This is a genomic window from Methylosarcina fibrata AML-C10, assembly GCF_000372865.1.
GTDB lineage: Bacteria > Pseudomonadota > Gammaproteobacteria > Methylococcales > Methylomonadaceae > Methylosarcina > Methylosarcina fibrata.
In genome coordinates, this window is sequence record NZ_KB889965.1 from 2,094,538 (window position 1) to 2,110,551 (window position 16,014).

Sequence of the window (16,014 nt, forward strand, 5' to 3'; positions counted from 1 at the left end):
ACAGCCGGGCGCAAGCCCGAAGAGGACAGGCACAAGGCCACCCCTGTGTCGATTATAAGCTTCGAATGTTACCGGAATTTGTCAAACAGCGCATTTTTGTCGCCGACACCCGGATCGAAGAGCATTTTTTATGTCGAGCAGCGTCATGGGTGCCCCGAGCGGGTCAGGTTGAAACCTTGCCGTGGATGTTCCGGGCTAAAAACCGACGGTACGGCCCGACACGGTTCATTGATCGCCCGCTGGCGAATCGAAAAAGGCAATCTTTACCGGAATCGCCTCGGGTATATGGAGCGTCAGGCGCCGCGGCTGAAATGGTTTAGCCGAAGGCAGGATTGAAACGCCAAGGCGCGTTGAAACGCGCCTTGACAACGACGGGAAAATCGAATTATTTGAAATCGAACGAACGGTCGGGAGTGGCCGGCAGTCTCGGCATTTTTTGCTGAGGGAACTCGCCGGTCAGGCCGTTCAGGAAAGCCACGATGTCGTCGATTTCCGCTTTGGACAGGTCCTTGTTCAATTGCAGCTTGGCCATGATCTTAACCGCCTGATCCAGGGTTTTAACCGAACCGTTGTGGAAGTAAGGCGCGGTTAAAGCTACGTTACGCAGCGTCGGCACTTTGAACAGATGCGCATCGGAGTCGTTTTTGGTCACTTCGGCACGGCCTTTATCCTTCATGAAATGATATTGCGCTTCGAAATAGCCGTTCTCGAAAACCGGAAATTTCTGAAAGGCACCGCCGCCGTTAAAGGCAGGGCCGCTGTGGCAGGCGGTACAGCCGAGTTCGACCGCCTTGTTCATGCCGCGCACCTGCTGCTCGGTCAGCGCCGACTGGTCGCCGCCGGCGTATTTGTCGTAAGCGCTGTTCGGAGTAATCAAGGTCCGCTCGTACGCCGCGATCGCCTTGGTGGCGTTGTCCTTGGAGATCGAATTGTCGCCGAATGCTTCGGTAAAGGCTTTCTGGTAGCCGTCGATGGTCTTCAGGCGGGCAACCACTTCATCCCAGTTCTTCATCCCCATTTCGATCGGATTGGTGACCGGGCCCGCCGCCTGATCTTCCAGACTGGCCGCCCGGCCGTCCCAAAATTGAACCTGATTGAATGCCGAATTCCATACCGTCGGAGCGCTTCTGCCTCCGGTCTGGCCGTTTACACCCATGGAGTTGGGCCGGTTGTCTTCACCGCCCAGCATGACATTATGGCAGGAGTTGCACGATACCGTTCCGGTGGAAGACAAACGCGGATCGTGATACAGCATTTTTCCCAGTTCGACTTTCGCTTCCGTCGTGGGATTGTCGGCAGGAGCCGGAGCTTCCGTCGGCAGGGCCTCAAGAGCGTAGGCCGCCGAAACCGAACCTGCTAATGTCAACGCTGTTACCAGCGAACGAATTTTAAACATACTATTCTCCCAAAATAATTATTATAAAACTTGCACTGCGGCCGAATCCGGCACCCTTATCCTCCAGAAGCGCGATAGTCAGCGGCTCATCATCCTGTTGTACACAGCGTTAGGGCAAAAGAGTTCCATATCCGCGCACTGAATAAAAGAGCTTCAATACAGTTCCCGATCTTTTATTAGCCTCAGAATTTTAAATTATTCATTCGAAAAGATACAATCAATTTATGGATGCGGCGGGAACGCCGGCGCCTTGCCGAAACCCGGCGAGAGCCTTTTACCCCAGACCTGCCATGGGAGAAAAAACACGTTGCGAGGGTCTATATAAAACTTTTCAAGGTTTCAAACGCTCCGGCAAAAAGTCCCGTGAGACGGCCTGAATTCAATCTTATCGAAGCACTGGTCGTTAAAAGAAATAGAAGATAGCGTTTTGGAAATCAAGACGAGTATACTGACGGCACTCCCTGATAGGCATACGGAGGATCTCCCCATGGCCGAATTAAGCTCAAAAACCGTTGAATTCATCCGTTCTCCCAAGCAGCTTCTGATCAATGGGCGCTGGGAAAACGCGGTCTCCGGCAAGACGTTTCCGGTCACCAATCCGGCGACCGCCGAGATCATCGCCCATGTGGCCGAAGGCGATCAGGCGGATGTCGACAAGGCGGTCCGCGCCGCCCGGCAGGCCCTGGAAAGCAGAGCCTGGGCCAACATAACGCCATCGGACAGAGGCAAGCTGATCTGGCGAATCGGCGATTTGATTCTTCAACATGCGGACGAACTGGCCGAACTGGAAGCTCTGGATAACGGCAAGCCGGTGACGGTCGCCCGCAGCGCGGACGTGGCTCTGGCGGCCGACATTTTTCATTACATGGCGGGCTGGGCCACCAAACTGCACGGCCTGACGATTCCGCTCTCGGTCCCCTATCTGCCCGACGCCAATTTTCATTGCTATACCCGCCTGGAGCCGGTCGGCGTGGTCGGGCAGATCATTCCCTGGAACTTTCCACTCCTGATGGCCGCCTGGAAACTCTCGCCGGCGCTCACGACCGGCTGCACGGTGGTGCTCAAGGTGGCCGAGGAAACGCCGTTGTCGGCAATCCGTTTAGGCGAACTCCTGCTGGAAGCCGGCCTTCCCGACGGCGTCGTCAACATCATCACCGGCTTCGGCGAAACCGCCGGCGCCGCGCTGGCGGCGCATCCTCTGGTCGACAAGATTGCTTTCACCGGGTCGACCGAAGTAGGCAAACTCGTCGTTAAGGCAGCCGCCGGCAATTTGAAAAAAGTAACGCTGGAGCTGGGCGGCAAATCGCCCAATATCGTGCTGAAGGATGCCGATCTCGACGTAGCGATTCCGGGCGCCGCCCATGCCATCTTTTTCAATCACGGCCAATGCTGCATCGCCGGCTCGAGGCTCTATGTCGCCAAAGAAATTTTCGATGAAGTGATCGAAGGCGTCGCCGAGATTGCGGAGAAAATCAAACTCGGCCCGGGGCTCGATCCACAAACCGAAATGGGCCCCATGGTGTCCGACCTTCAGCTCAACCGGGTCTGCGGCTATTTGCAGTCGGGCCTTCAGGAAGGCGCCAAAGCGGTTTGCGGCGGCAGAAAGCGTCTCGGCGCGGGTTATTTCGTCGAACCGACCGTGCTGGTCGATACGACTCCGCAAATGAAAGTGGTGCAGGAGGAAATTTTCGGCCCGGTAGTGACCGCGATGCCGTTCAAGGCTATGGACGAACAGTTGATCCGCCAGGCCAACGACACCATTTACGGACTGGGAGCGGGCATCTGGACCCGCGATCTCGGCAAGGCCCATCGTCTGGCCAATCAATTACAAGCCGGCTCGGTCTGGATCAATTGTTACAATATTTTCGACGCCGCGCTGCCTTTCGGCGGCTACAAACAGTCCGGCTGGGGACGCGAGATGGGCTCCGCCGTGCTCGAACACTACACCCAGGCCAAGGCCGTCACCGTCAATATCGGTTGACTCGATACAGCAAGCCGGCAAACGGCCGCAAAGTGAAAGCCGCCCGAACTCCCCAGCCTCAGGCCATCACTTCGTTACCACGGCAGAGCGGCCGATTCGGTTAGATGGCCGCCCAGCCGGCCGTACAGACAAACCGAAAGATCATCGCACCCAAAAGCAGCCTTCAGGAGTCTTTCAGCCCGATGTTGGTGCACAAAATGCGGGTTAAGCACAATTCGGCCCGTTTATTTGCCGAGAAACAAGCCATTTTATGCCGTTTTCAGAACTTGGCATTAATCCTGCTTACATTCCGGTAAGACCATTCTCCTCGTGTGTTGTACCTTCCAGGCGCTATTCTGTATAGAATCAAGCGCCTTTTTTTTACCTTCCGGATCGGCATCGGCTAGCCAGGACGCGAAACCGCCCGGGCCCGATAAATCGAATATATAATTATGAAGACCGGCCACTGCGCCGGGTTTCTGATTCAACCGAGAGCCATTCATGCCAATGAACAACCGAGAGCACACAGCGGAACTTCTCTTCGCCGGTCCGATAGCCGACGAATACAACATACTCAAACTGATCTGCCCGCCCGCCGCAGAGATCAGCCGGCGGGTCGGCGAATTTGTCGGCGCCTGGTCGCCGTCTTATTCCTACTCGCGTCTGAAGCTGCTGGAAATAGGCTGCGGCACCGGCATCACAACGACGCATCTGGCGGCGTGCGGGGATATTCTCGACATCGTCAGCGTCGACAATGCGCCGGCAATGCTGTCCCAGGCACGGCAAAACCTGGCGAGAGAACTTGAGAGTGGACGCTTAAGCCTGATCGAAAAGGATGCGCTGTCTTATTTGCAAGAGATGCCGGCGGCTTCGGTCGACGTCGTCGCCAGCGCCTACACACTGCACAATTTTTTAAACGGCTACCGGAGACGAGTGCTCGAAGAGATCCTGCGCGTTCTCAAACCCGGAGGACTCTTCGTCAACGGCGACCGCTATGCCATGGACGATGCCGCCGAGCAGCTCAGAAACACCCAGGAAGAAGTCAAAAGCTATTTCCGGGTTTTTCTCGAAATGAACCGCCCGGATCTCCTGGAACAATGGGTCGTTCACTTGTTCAGCGACGAGTCCGAAGAGCACATCATGCGCCTGAAGCCCGCGCTGGACGCCATGGTCGAGATCGGCTTCCACGACGTCGCCTGCCACTTTCGGGACGGCTCGAATGCGTTGGTCAGCGCCGGTAAAGCCGGGCCATAGGCAGACGGTTTTGCCGGAATACCGGTCTTTTCGCGTTAAGGGCACCGATCACCGAAAGCCCGAGCATCATTGTTTTTTTAAAATATGAACCACTGCTCATTTTTATCAGTAGGCGTTTATTCTTTTTCCCGGGCCTATCTACACTAGGAGTCACAACGGCAGCTTACCGGGAGAGAAATTCATGATCCAATCCACTCGTTTAAAACCGGTCTACATGGCTTATTTGATCGGCATCGGTCTTGTCATCGGCATTCCCGACGTCGTCTTCGGCCTGTTGATCGAGTTGGTTCATCATTTGTTCGAGTTTCTCCATCTGTTGTTCGAATGCATCGAAGGCACTCTGGACCACGTCGTTGAACACGTATTCCATACCGACCGGCACGAGACCCAGGTCATCGTGTTTTATCTGATGTTGACGATGGCTGCCGGCGGATTGTGGTATTTGGGCTCCGCGTTGATAAAAAAAGGGCGCCGGTTGAAGGACGATCTGATCCTCCGCTGGCGAAAAAGCAAATCGCATTGGCTGCTTTATTGGTCCGAGCAATCCTTGACGAATAAAATCAAACTGATCGCCATGGGCAATGCGATCCTTATCCCTGCTCTCCTTCTCTGCTTCTAAAGACCCGTCAAATTGTCTTTTTTGGCCATAAGGCGTTAACGACCCAGCTGGGTTGCCTGAAACGGCAATCCGACCGGCCTCCTCGAATCTGCCGCCCCCGCATCCAAACCGCGACGAGCCCGTCGACAACGCGGCATACGCCTGGAACACGAACGGATGCAATCCCATAACGCGACTGCACCCGTTCCAGCCAGACGACCATTCAACCCAAACGGAAGCCGGAGGATGCCTTTTCCTATGCAGCCTGATCCAGCTTGAAGGCCGAATGCAGCGTTCTGACGGCAAGCTCCAGATATTTCTCGTCGACGACGACCGAAATTTTGATTTCGGAAGTGGAAATCATCTTGATGTTGATGCCTTCGGAGGCCAGCGCCTGGAACATCGTGCTGGCGATCCCGGCGTGCGAACGCATGCCGACCCCGACGATGGAGATTTTGACGATGGCGTCGTCGCCGGTCACTTTTTTCGCGCCGAGTTCGGCACGAGTAAGTTCCAGAGATTCCTTCGCCCGCAGATAATCGTTGCGATGCACGGTAAAAGTAAAATCGGTGGTGTCGTCCTCGGCGATGTTCTGCACAATCATGTCGACTTCGATATTGGCCTCGGCGATCGGGCCCAGGATTCTGGACGCAACGCCCGGTTTGTCGGGAACGCCGGTGATCGTCAATTTCGCTTCGTCCCGGTTGAAGGCGATGCCTGAAATTAAAGCGCTTTCCATTTGTGAGTCCTCGTAGGTAATGAGCGTGCCCTTACCTTCTGTAAATGATGATAATACGCGTAACGCGACGTTGTATTTACCGGCGAATTCGACCGAACGAATCTGCAGCACCTTCGAGCCCAGACTGGCCATTTCCAGCATTTCCTCGAAAGTGATCTTGTCGAGCCGGCGGGCTTTGGGTTCGATTCTAGGATCGGTGGTATACACACCGTCGACGTCGGTGAAGATCAGGCATTCGTCGGCCTTCAACGCCGCGGCCAGCGCCACTGCGGTCGTGTCGGAACCGCCCCGGCCCAGCGTGGTGATATTGCCGTGTTCGTCGACGCCCTGAAAGCCCGCCACCACGACCACATTGCCCTGATCGAGCCGGGCGCGCATCCGGGAATCGTCGATATCGCGGATGCGCGCTTTGGTATGGCTGCTGTCGGTCAGAATTTTGACCTGGCCGCCGGTAAACGAATACGCGGGACAGCCGATTTCCTCCAGCGCCATCGCCAGCAAGGCCACGGTCACCTGTTCCCCGGTCGAAACGAGTACGTCGAGTTCGCGCGCGTTGGGCTGCTTTTGAATGTCTTTGGCCAGCGCGATGAGACGGTTGGTTTCACCGCTCATCGCCGATACCACGACGACGATCCGATCGCCAAGGTCGTGCGCCTGTTTCACCTTCTCGGCGACCGCCTTGATCCTTTCGACCGAACCGACCGAGGTGCCGCCAAACTTGTATACGTATAATGCCATTCGCTCTATCCTTTATGCCGTTTGCTGTTGCACCCAGGCGGGAACGTCGGCCAGCGCTTTGGCCAAACCTGAAGGATCGTTGCCGCCTGCCTGAGCCATGTCGGGACGTCCGCCGCCCTTGCCCCCGACCTGGGTCGCGACGAAATTGACCAGATCGCCGGCCTTGATTCGTCCGATCTGGTCCTTCGATACGCCGGCGGTCAGGCTGACCTTGTCGCCGTCGACCGCCGCCAGCACGATGGCGGAACTGCCCAGTTTATTTTTCAATTGATCGACCAGATCGCGCAGCGATTTGGCGTCGACGCCGTCCACCTTGGCCGCCAGCACCTTGATGCCGTTGATCTCGACCGCTCCGGAACTGAGTTCGTCTCCCGCCGAGCTCGCCAGTTTGGCGTTCAGGCGTTCGATCTGTTTTTCCAGCGCGCGTGTTTTTTCGAGCAGTTGCTCGACCTTTTCGGCCGCTTTGTCGGGCGAGCTTTTCAACAGGCCCGAAATGGACGCGAGCGCTTTGTCGCGGCTCGCGATCCAGTCGATGCAGCCTTGTCCGGTGACCGCCTCGATCCGGCGCACGCCCGAGGCAACGCCGGTCTCGCCGACGATCTTGAAGCAGCCGATGTCGCCGGCGCGCTGGACGTGGGTGCCGCCGCACAGCTCGGTCGAAAAATCGCCGATTTTCAGCACGCGCACTTCGGCGCCGTATTTTTCTCCGAACAGCGCCATCGCGCCCGCTTTGACCGCCTCGTCCTTGGCCATGATTTCGGCCGATACCGGCGCGTTCAGGCGAATCTGTTCGTTGACCAGTTGTTCGAGCCTTGCGATTTCTTCCGGCGTCACCGGTTCGAAATGCGAAAAGTCGAAACGCAGGCGTTCGGAATTGACCAGCGAGCCTTTCTGAGTCACGTGCTCGCCGAGCACCTGTCTGAGCGCGGCATGCAATAAATGCGTAGCGGAATGGTTGAGCGCGGTCGCTCTTCTGTCGGCGGCATTGACCTTGGCATCGCAGGTCTGCCCTTCGGTGAAGGTGCCGGCTTGCACCTTGCCTTTATGCAAAAACAGGCTGCCCTGCTTTTGCGTGTCGGACACTTCGAATACGGCATTGCCCGCGGTAATGTTTCCGCAGTCGCCGACCTGTCCGCCCGATTCGGCGTAAAACGGCGTTTTGTCCAGAACGATCACGCCTTCCTCGCCGGCCTGAAGTGAATCGACCGGCCGGCCCTGCCGGTACAACGCCAGGATTTTTACCCGGTCGTCCACCTGATCGTAGCCGGTGAATTCGGTTTCGGCGTCGAGCTTGATGTCCTGGTCGTAGTCGGAGCCGAAACTGCTGGCCGAACGCGCCCGCTCCCGCTGCGCCGACATCGCGACTTCAAAGCCCGCATGATCGATCGAAAGACCGTGCTCGCGGGCAAAATCGGCGGTCAGATCCACCGGAAAACCGTAGGTATCGTAAAGCTGGAATACGGTATCGCCGGGAATCACGCGGCCTTCGAGGCGGGCGGCGCAGACTTCGAGAATCTTCATGCCTTGGCCCAGGGTTTCGGCGAAGCGTTCTTCCTCTTTTTTGAGAACGCGTTCGACCTGCATCTGCGCGTTTTTCAGTTCGGGATAGGCGTCGCCCATCGCCTCGACCAAAGGCGCCACCAGCTTGTAAAAAAAGATGTCGTGTATGCCCAGCCGGTAGCCGTGGCGAATCGCTCGGCGAATGATCCGGCGCAGCACGTAACCCCGGCCTTCGTTCGACGGCAGCACGCCGTCGGCGACCAAAAAGGCGCACGAGCGGATATGGTCGGCGATTACCCGCAGCGAACTCCGGTTCAAGTCGTCGGTGCCGGCCAGCGCGGCCGCCGCTTTCAGCAAGGACTGGAACAAATCGATTTCGTAATTGCTGTGCACGCCCTGAGACACCGCCGCGATCCGCTCGAGCCCCATGCCGGTGTCGACCGAAGGCTTCGGCAAGGGCGTCAGGGTGCCGTCGGCGGCGCGGTCGTACTGCATGAACACCAGGTTCCAGATCTCGATGTAGCGGTCGCCTTCTTCGTCGGGAGACCCCGGAGGTCCGCCCGGTATCGATTCGCCGTGATCGTAGAAGATCTCGCTGCATGGTCCGCACGGGCCGGTGTCGCCCATCGACCAGAAATTGTCCTTGGCGCCGATCCTCGAAAAGCGCGTGGGATCCACGCCGATCTCATTCAGCCAGATGCTTTCGGCCTCACTGTCCTCTTCAAACACCGTCACCCAGAGTTTTTGCGGCGGAATGTCCATTTCCCCGGTCAGAAAATCCCAGGCAAAGTGAATCGCGTCTTTCTTGAAATAATCGCCGAAACTGAAATTGCCGAGCATTTCGAAAAAGGTATGATGCCGCGCGGTATAGCCGACGTTCTCCAGGTCGTTGTGCTTGCCGCCGGCGCGGACGCAGCGCTGGCTGGTGGCCGCACGGGTAAAATCCTTGTGCTCCCGGCCCAGAAAGACGTCTTTGTATTGCACCATGCCGGCGTTGGTAAACAACAGGGTGGGGTCGTTGCCGGGAATCAACGAACTGGACGGTTCGATGGTGTGTCCCCGTTGCCGGAAGAACTCCAGAAAGGCGGAGCGCAGTTCTGCGCTGGTCATCTTTTTCATAGTTGCGTCGGTTAACTCAATTTAATATTCAAATGCTCAAATAATTCGGTAATCATTTCCACGGGGAATCCACGCTGCATTAAAAACCGGCTGCGCCTGGCCCATTCCCTGGCCTCCATTTTTCTCTCCCGTCCGTATTTTTTGCCGTAGACCCGCTCCAGCAATTCCGCCCAGCTTCCGGCCGCGGCCCGGACGAGCTGTTCAAGATCAAAGGCGAACGCCTCTTCCCTGCCCGGGTCGATGCCGGCCTGCTTTAATTCATATCGGATGTGTATCGGACCGTAGCCTTTTGCAATACGCGATCGGGCATAACTTTCGGCGTAGCGCGCATCGCTCTGAAAGCCTTCGTCGGCCAGTTCGTCGATCACCGCCAGCGCTTCATCGCGTCCGAAGCCTTTCGCCGCCAGTTTTTGCTGCAACTCCTTCCGGCTGTGTTCGCGCGCCGCCAGCCAACGCAGGCAGTGGTCCCTGATGTCCCGGCCGGCCTCGCTCATGTCCGAAGCAGCTTCGGATTATTCCTCGTCCAGCTCCGGTTTATCGGAATACACAAGGGTTTTTCCGAACGCTTCGGCTCTGATTTGTTCTTCGATCTCCTTGGCTTTTTCGGGATGTTCTCTCAAAAACTGCTTGGCATTGTCTTTGCCCTGGCCGATTTTTTCGTCTTTGTAGCTGTACCAGGAGCCGGCTTTCTGGACTAGACCGAAAGTAACTCCCAGGTCGACCAATTCGCCGAAGAAGGAGATGCCTTCGCCGTACAAAATCTCGAATTCAGCCTGTTTGAACGGCGGCGCCACCTTGTTTTTCACCACCTTGACGCGGGTTTCGTTGCCGATCACTTCTTCGCCTTTCTTGATCGCGCCGATGCGGCGAATGTCGAGGCGGACGGAGGCGTAGAACTTCAATGCGTTGCCGCCGGTCGTGGTTTCGGGATTGCCGAACATGACTCCGATCTTCATGCGGATCTGGTTGATAAAAATGACCAGCGTATTCGAACGCTTGATGTTGGCGGTCAGTTTCCGGAGCGCCTGGGACATCAAGCGGGCCTGCAAACCCATGTGCGAGTCGCCCATGTCGCCTTCGATCTCGGCTTTCGGCGTCAAGGCCGCCACCGAATCGACCACGACGACGTCGACCGCGCCGGAACGGACCAGCATATCGGTAATTTCCAGAGCCTGCTCGCCGGTGTCGGGCTGCGAGACCAGAAGCTCGTCGACGTTGACCCCGATTTTTTCAGCGTACGCCGGATCCAGCGCATGCTCGGCGTCGACAAACGCGGCCGTGCCGCCCAGCTTTTGTGCTTCGGCAATCACCTGCAGGGTCAGCGTAGTTTTGCCCGACGATTCCGGGCCGTAGATTTCGACAATCCGGCCGCGCGGCAAGCCGCCGCACCCCAGAGCAATATCCAGACCCAACGATCCTGTGGAAATGACTTCAATATCCTTGGCGGCCGCCACGTCGCCCATGCGCATCACCGAGCCTTTGCCGAACTGTTTCTCGATCTGCATCAATGCCGCGCCCAGCGCTTTCTTTCTGTTTTCGTCCATTGCCAATGACCTGTAAGTAAATGGAATAAAAGGAAGTATTACACAACCTAACCCCTTATTATGACATACGGGGGCTGATTCTGGTAGTACTGATTTGGCTCCAGCCGGGAACCGGAATCCTCCGCCGATGCAGCGTCCCAAACTCGATCCGAACCGGTTGTCACAACAAGATCGTTGATTTCCATGCCCCTCGGAATCGCTCCCGAGGGAACCGATTACCGTCGATGCCGGTCAATCCCATCATGGGCCGGGACGCGTATGGGCGGAGGGAAGGCGCTATATGAACACGTCTCGTGTAAAAATCATGAGGTTCGGAAAGACTTCTTGAACCGACCCGACGATGCTTCCAGGCCCTAGGGTTCAGATCCAATTTGAACAAGGAAATTCCCTGGACAAATTCATTAGACCTGCCGGGACAACCCGTAACAGGCAACCGTCCGGCCTGCCGAACGGGTGCTTTTCAAGCGCCGGACCGAACCGATCTGCTCGACCTAATAAGCGCAAGGAACCGGAGATAACGAACATGGCTGAAGAAATTAAACCGTATACCGAGGACTCGCTTATGGAAGAGCTGGGAATTACCGCCGAGGAAATCGAGAAGCGGAAAGCCTTTCTGGAATTTCGCGACGAAGACATCGAAGAACTGGTCGGCATAAACAAACTGGCCCAGGACTACGCCGATCCGGTCATCGAAGCGTTTTACAAGCATCTGCTCTCGTTCGAGGAAACGCGGGTTTTTTTTCTCGATCCCGCCCTCCTCAACCGGGTCAAGCTGGCGCAGAAAGCTTATTTTTCCAGGCTCACGCAAGGCGAATACGATAAAGAGTATGTCAAGGACCGCCTTCGGGTCGGCGCCGTGCACGAGTACATCGGGCTGCCCGTCAAAATCTATCTCGGGATGTACAGTTTCTACATCAGAACCGTGGCCGACCATCTGTTCGAAGCCTACAAAAATGAACCCGGAAAAGCGCTCAAAGCCTTTATTTCACTATTGAAAATCATCTTTCTGGACATCGGTCTGGCGATCGACACCTACATCAACCGCCGCGAGCAATTGATCGGCCAACAACAGGAAGCCATGCGCGAACTGCCTACCCCCGTGCTCCAGGTTCGGGAACGGTTATTGATTCTGCCGGTGGTCGGCCTGCTCGAATCCTACCGCGCCCATCAACTGACCGAGCAACTGCTGGAAAGCATCAGCACCACCCGCGCCAAGGCCGCCATCGTCGACATTACCGGCGTTCCGATAGTCGATTCCAAAGTCGCCAACCATCTGTTGCAGACGGTCAGCGCGGCCCGGCTCATGGGCGCGACCGTTATCCTGACCGGCTTGTCGTCGCAAATTGCGCAGGCTCTGGTGGCGATCGGCGTGGATTTGAGTCAGGTGAAAACCACGGTCGATCTGCAAAGCGGACTGGAAGAAGCGGAGCGCCTGCTCGGCTATCAATTGATCTCTGTGTGCGACGTAAACACAGATCAGACCGATTCGTAAAAATTTATGAACACGCCCATCCTGAAACAAGGCCCTTATTTGATCGCGAGCCTTCAACCCGATTTGAGCGATACGGAATTGCTGGAACTCCAGGATGCCCTGGTCGAGCAAGTGGGCCAGTTCCGTTCTCGAGGCGTCATACTGGACGTGACGCTGCTCGACGTCATGGATTCCTTCGCGACGCGAACCTTGCGCAATATCGCCCAGGCGGTCAGTTTGCGGGGAGCCGAAACCGTCATTGTCGGCATCCGGCCCGAAATAGCGTTTGCCATGGTTCAGTTGGGACTGGACTTGCGCTTTTCGGGCATTCAAACCGTGCTGGATCTGGAAGAAGCGCTGACGATCCTGGCACACCAAAACCCGGAACGGGATCAACATGGCTGATGTGGTGCAGGTGCCGATCCGGTCGGATGCCGATATCGTCACCGTCCGCCAAAGGGCTCGCCAACTGGCCAAGGAGCTGGGATTCTCGACCAGCGAACTGACGATGATCGCGACGGCGATTTCCGAATTGGCGCGGAACATTGTCGAATACGCCCGGCAGGGCGAGATGACCCTGTCTCGAATCAATCAGGGTAGCCATCGCGGCCTGATCATCATCGCCCGCGACCGGGGGCCCGGCATAGCCGATGTCGAACGGGCCCTGCAGGACGGATATTCGTCCGGCAAGGGACTGGGGCTGGGATTGCCGGGCACCAAACGCTTGATGGACGAATTCGAGATCGTCTCCAAGCAGGGCCAGGGCACGACTGTGAGAGTCGCCAAATGGGTGCGCTGATCGAGCACGGCATCGCCGAGCGGACCTTTCCGGGCCAGCGCGTTTCGGGAGACCGGGCGGTCGTCGTGCCGTTTCGGAAAGGCGTTCTGGCGGCGGCCGTGGACGGCCTGGGCCACGGTGAAGCCGCCGGCCTGGCGGCGGGCATAGCCGTTGCAACGATGGAATGCCATGCCGATGAAGAACCGGCTGCTCTGGTGAAAATCTGCCACCGCCAGTTGCGGGGAACACGCGGGGTGGCGATGAGCCTGGCCGCGATCAACGCCTCCGAAAGCAGCATGACCTGGCTCGGCGTAGGCAATGTGGACGGGCATTTGCTGCACATAAGCGTTCGGCCGCCAGCACACGACAGCCTGTTGCCGCGAAGCGGCGTCGTGGGCTATCAGTTGCCGCCGCTGCACGCCTATCGTCTTCCCGTCACCGCAGGGGATCTGCTGATATTTACCACGGACGGGATCGCCGGCAATTATATAAATGGCCTGCCCGTCCAGGACCCGATTTTAAGATATCAACCGGTCCAGGAAATAGCCTGGCGCATTTTGGGCCGATTCGGCAAAACCACCGACGACGCGCTGGTGCTCGTCATTCGCTATTTGGGTCAGCGGCCATGACAGAAAAAGAACAAGGCTTCATCAAACGTTACACGGCCGCCCTCCAGTCCTATCTGGTCGAAGGCGGAGAAGCCGGGCTCGAGCGCGCCTATGCGCTCGGCCATCAGGCGGTCGAGTCCGAATTGGGTGTGCTGGACATGGAGTCGATTTTCCGGGACGCTCTGGCCGCGGCTTTACAGCAACACACTTCCCTCGCCGCAACCCGCCGGACGGTCGCGATGGCGGCGGAATTCTGGGCCGAAAGCCTCGCTCCGTTCGAGATGACTCATCGCGGCTACCGCGAAGCCAACCACGAATTGCGCCAGCTCAACGCCCTGCTGGAAAGCGAAATCGCCGAGCGCAAGCGGGCCGAGGCCGAACTGCAGAAAGCCCACGACGAGCTGGAACAGCGGGTTCGTCTCCGTACCGCCGAGCTGGCTCAAGCCAATAAAGAGCTGCAGGCGGAAATCGCCGAGCGCAAACGCTACGAGGAGCGGCTGCAACTGCGCGATCGCGCCATTGAAGCCTCCAGCGCCGGCATCATCATTACCGACGCCCGCAAACAGAACCATCCGATCATCTACGCCAATCCGGCCTTTGCCCAGATGACCGGCTACAGCCAGGCAGAACTGATCGGGCTCAACCCCCGCATTTTACAGGGCCCTGAAACCTCCACGGAAGCTCTCGAAAGCATCCGCGAAGCGCTAAGAACCTCGCAGCCGTGCCTGACGACGTTAAAAAACTACCGAAAGAACGGCACGATCTTCTGGAACGAGCTGTTCATTTCTCCGGTTCGCGACAGCGAAGGGAATCTCACCCATTACATCGGCGTCCAGACCGATGTAACCCAACTGCGCAAAGCCGAGGAAGAACGCCATGAAATGGAAATCGCCAAACAGATCCAGCTTTCCTTGCTGCCGGGCTCGCCATTGCAGGTCAGCGGCGTGGTCATCGCCGGCTACTGTCTCCCGGCCAGCCACGTCGGTGGGGACTATTTCGACTATTTTTACGGCCAGGACGCGATCGACATCGTGATCGCCGACGTCTCCGGACATTCGATGGGAGCGGCGCTGATCATGGCCGAAACGCGCAGCACCCTGAAGGCGGAAGCCCTGCGCACACTGCACCTTCCCGCCGACGGGGAAGCGCTGCAGACCGAGGCGGGCACCGGAGAGATTCTGCGCGTTCTAAACGCCCTGTTGTACGAAGACCTGAACCGCGCCGAGCTTTTCATTACCATGTTCTACATGAAATACAACCCGGCCACGCGCCGGCTGAGCTACGCCAACGCCGGCCACAACCGACCTTTGCTGTTGCCGGCAGGAGCGAAAGTCTGCCGCGAGCTGGATGCCGAAGGAATCATTTTCGGAGTGGCCAGGGAAATCGTCTTCGAGGAGAAAAGCATCGTCCTGAATCAGGGGGACCTGGTTCTGCTTTATACCGACGGCGTCACCGAAGCGCAGAATCCGGCCGGCGAGTTTTTCGGCGCCGAGCGCCTGGCCCGGCTGCTGGCCACGCAAGGCCCTCATGCGCCGCAAGAAATCATCAACAAAATCGTCAAGGAACTTAAAAGTTTTTGCGAAGGCAATTCTTTTGCAGACGACGTGTCGATGGTGGTTCTGAAGGCGATCTGACGGATTTCGGGGAACGCCGAAGCCGGCCTTTCGTTGATCGTCGCAGCTCAAACGAACCGTCATGAATCCGGCCGGAAAGCCTCGATATAAAAGACAAGACTTCCCGAACGGTCAATTTATATATCCATAAACAGCATCGGAATGCCGTAGGTCAACACGAAATAGCTGAACGCCATGAGCAGGCTGCTACTCATTTTAAACTCCAGCAATTGCCGAAAAATATAACTGATGATGACGATATACCAGAGCACCAGGACGATGCCGAGGCCAATCGAAACTTCTTCCGCTCTATCGATATGCTTTACGATCATCAAATGATACAAGCCCTCGGTGGCGGTCGCCAGGGTCATGATGAAATTCTCGCAAACGAAAATGGCCGTATAGAGTTGATTGTAGTAATACCATTTCTTCTGGACCAGCAAGATGACGCCGACCGTCGAAAAGGCCATGATGGTTCTCAAAACGACTTCCAACGTGCCGTCGGCGGGATCCGAGATCAAACCTTCGACGATCATTCCCGAAACCAGATAAAAGAGCACGTTTTTCCACATGAAGGATTTGGGTGGAATTAAATCGGCCGGGTTATTGACAAAAAAACAAAGCGCTAGGTACTTGAATAATAAATCCATGGAAAAAAGTTTGAGATAGTCCGATTACACAAAAAGGAATGCATTC

The 16,014-nt window shown here is 56.9% G+C and carries 14 protein-coding genes; 8 read left to right on the plus strand and 6 right to left on the minus strand.

From position 1 onward, the window contains the following. Positions 1–385: 385 nt before the first annotated feature. On the minus strand, positions 386–1,396 hold the full coding sequence (locus A3OW_RS0110010) for a cytochrome-c peroxidase (protein ID WP_020563305.1): 1,011 nt from the start codon (positions 1,394–1,396) through the stop codon (positions 386–388). A 487-nt stretch (positions 1,397–1,883) separates the two neighbouring features. Between A3OW_RS0110010 and A3OW_RS0110015 the strand changes: the two genes are divergently transcribed. From A3OW_RS0110015 to A3OW_RS0110030, 3 genes are all read left to right on the plus strand, one after another. Next, complete coding sequence (locus A3OW_RS0110015) at positions 1,884–3,377, plus strand: aldehyde dehydrogenase family protein (RefSeq protein ID WP_020563306.1); 1,494 nt, start codon at positions 1,884–1,886, stop codon at positions 3,375–3,377. 480 nt (positions 3,378–3,857) lie between these two features. Beyond that, entirely contained in the window at positions 3,858–4,610 is a 753-nt protein-coding gene (locus tag A3OW_RS0110025; RefSeq protein ID WP_026223475.1) for a class I SAM-dependent methyltransferase, read from the plus strand. A gap of 181 nt (positions 4,611–4,791) precedes the next feature. Beyond that, the gene (locus tag A3OW_RS0110030; protein ID WP_020563309.1) at positions 4,792–5,229 is read left to right on the plus strand and encodes a hypothetical protein; all 438 of its coding nucleotides are present in this window, start codon (positions 4,792–4,794) and stop codon (positions 5,227–5,229) included. Positions 5,230–5,464: 235 nt separating this feature from the next. Here the strand turns inward: A3OW_RS0110030 and A3OW_RS0110035 are convergent, their stop codons facing one another. From A3OW_RS0110035 to recA, 4 genes are read right to left on the minus strand one after another with little or no spacing between them, the layout of a single operon-like run. Continuing rightward, positions 5,465–6,685: an aspartate kinase gene (locus A3OW_RS0110035; protein WP_020563310.1), complete on the minus strand. Its 1,221-nt coding sequence runs from the start codon at positions 6,683–6,685 to the stop codon at positions 5,465–5,467. Between the two features lie 12 nt (positions 6,686–6,697). After that, complete coding sequence (gene alaS, locus A3OW_RS0110040; protein ID WP_020563311.1) at positions 6,698–9,304, minus strand: alanine--tRNA ligase; 2,607 nt, start codon at positions 9,302–9,304, stop codon at positions 6,698–6,700. An 11-nt stretch (positions 9,305–9,315) separates the two neighbouring features. Next, positions 9,316–9,798, minus strand: coding sequence for a regulatory protein RecX (locus A3OW_RS0110045; protein ID WP_020563312.1), 483 nt, complete (start codon positions 9,796–9,798; stop codon positions 9,316–9,318). 18 nt (positions 9,799–9,816) lie between these two features. Then, complete coding sequence (gene recA, locus A3OW_RS0110050) at positions 9,817–10,848, minus strand: recombinase RecA (protein WP_020563313.1); 1,032 nt, start codon at positions 10,846–10,848, stop codon at positions 9,817–9,819. Positions 10,849–11,371: 523 nt separating this feature from the next. On the opposite strand from recA, the gene A3OW_RS0110055 reads away from it, so the two are divergent. Genes A3OW_RS0110055 through A3OW_RS0110075 form a run of 5 tightly spaced genes read left to right on the plus strand, consistent with a single transcriptional unit; the run spans position 11,372 to position 15,339 of the window. Further along, positions 11,372–12,340: a protoglobin domain-containing protein gene (locus A3OW_RS0110055; RefSeq protein ID WP_020563314.1), complete on the plus strand. Its 969-nt coding sequence runs from the start codon at positions 11,372–11,374 to the stop codon at positions 12,338–12,340. Between the two features lie 6 nt (positions 12,341–12,346). After that, positions 12,347–12,724 carry an STAS domain-containing protein gene (locus A3OW_RS0110060; RefSeq protein ID WP_020563315.1) on the plus strand — a complete coding sequence of 126 codons (378 nt, stop codon included), beginning with the start codon at positions 12,347–12,349 and terminating at the stop codon, positions 12,722–12,724. After that, positions 12,717–13,118: an anti-sigma regulatory factor gene (locus A3OW_RS0110065; RefSeq protein ID WP_020563316.1), complete on the plus strand. Its 402-nt coding sequence runs from the start codon at positions 12,717–12,719 to the stop codon at positions 13,116–13,118. The genes A3OW_RS0110060 and A3OW_RS0110065 overlap by 8 nt, the downstream gene beginning before the upstream one ends. Continuing rightward, on the plus strand, positions 13,106–13,726 hold the full coding sequence (locus A3OW_RS0110070) for a SpoIIE family protein phosphatase (protein ID WP_020563317.1): 621 nt from the start codon (positions 13,106–13,108) through the stop codon (positions 13,724–13,726). The genes A3OW_RS0110065 and A3OW_RS0110070 overlap by 13 nt, the downstream gene beginning before the upstream one ends. After that, entirely contained in the window at positions 13,723–15,339 is a 1,617-nt protein-coding gene (locus A3OW_RS0110075) for a PP2C family protein-serine/threonine phosphatase (protein WP_020563318.1), read from the plus strand. Before A3OW_RS0110070 ends, A3OW_RS0110075 begins: the two co-directional genes overlap by 4 nt. Before the next feature lie 116 nt (positions 15,340–15,455). Here the strand turns inward: A3OW_RS0110075 and A3OW_RS0110080 are convergent, their stop codons facing one another. Further along, positions 15,456–15,890, minus strand: coding sequence for a hypothetical protein (locus tag A3OW_RS0110080; protein ID WP_020563319.1), 435 nt, complete (start codon positions 15,888–15,890; stop codon positions 15,456–15,458). Positions 15,891–16,014: the final 124 nt, after the last annotated feature.

Excerpts from the sequence above, each read along its gene's own strand:
- A3OW_RS0110010 (WP_020563305.1), bottom strand. The coding sequence starts at position 1,396 with ATGTTTAAAATTCGTTCGCTGGTAACAGCGTTGACATTAGCAGGTTCG.
- A3OW_RS0110055 (WP_020563314.1), top strand. The coding sequence starts at position 11,372 with ATGGCTGAAGAAATTAAACCGTATACCGAGGACTCGCTTATGGAAGAG.
- A3OW_RS0110025 (WP_026223475.1), top strand. The coding sequence starts at position 3,858 with ATGCCAATGAACAACCGAGAGCACACAGCGGAACTTCTCTTCGCCGGT.
- A3OW_RS0110045 (WP_020563312.1), bottom strand. The coding sequence starts at position 9,798 with ATGAGCGAGGCCGGCCGGGACATCAGGGACCACTGCCTGCGTTGGCTG.
- alaS (WP_020563311.1), bottom strand. The coding sequence starts at position 9,304 with ATGAAAAAGATGACCAGCGCAGAACTGCGCTCCGCCTTTCTGGAGTTC.
- A3OW_RS0110035 (WP_020563310.1), bottom strand. The coding sequence starts at position 6,685 with ATGGCATTATACGTATACAAGTTTGGCGGCACCTCGGTCGGTTCGGTC.
- A3OW_RS0110070 (WP_020563317.1), top strand. The coding sequence starts at position 13,106 with ATGGGTGCGCTGATCGAGCACGGCATCGCCGAGCGGACCTTTCCGGGC.
- A3OW_RS0110080 (WP_020563319.1), bottom strand. The coding sequence starts at position 15,890 with ATGTGGAAAAACGTGCTCTTTTATCTGGTTTCGGGAATGATCGTCGAA.
- A3OW_RS0110060 (WP_020563315.1), top strand. The coding sequence starts at position 12,347 with ATGAACACGCCCATCCTGAAACAAGGCCCTTATTTGATCGCGAGCCTT.
- A3OW_RS0110030 (WP_020563309.1), top strand. The coding sequence starts at position 4,792 with ATGATCCAATCCACTCGTTTAAAACCGGTCTACATGGCTTATTTGATC.
- A3OW_RS0110015 (WP_020563306.1), top strand. The coding sequence starts at position 1,884 with ATGGCCGAATTAAGCTCAAAAACCGTTGAATTCATCCGTTCTCCCAAG.
- recA (WP_020563313.1), bottom strand. The coding sequence starts at position 10,848 with ATGGACGAAAACAGAAAGAAAGCGCTGGGCGCGGCATTGATGCAGATC.
- A3OW_RS0110075 (WP_020563318.1), top strand. The coding sequence starts at position 13,723 with ATGACAGAAAAAGAACAAGGCTTCATCAAACGTTACACGGCCGCCCTC.
- A3OW_RS0110065 (WP_020563316.1), top strand. The coding sequence starts at position 12,717 with ATGGCTGATGTGGTGCAGGTGCCGATCCGGTCGGATGCCGATATCGTC.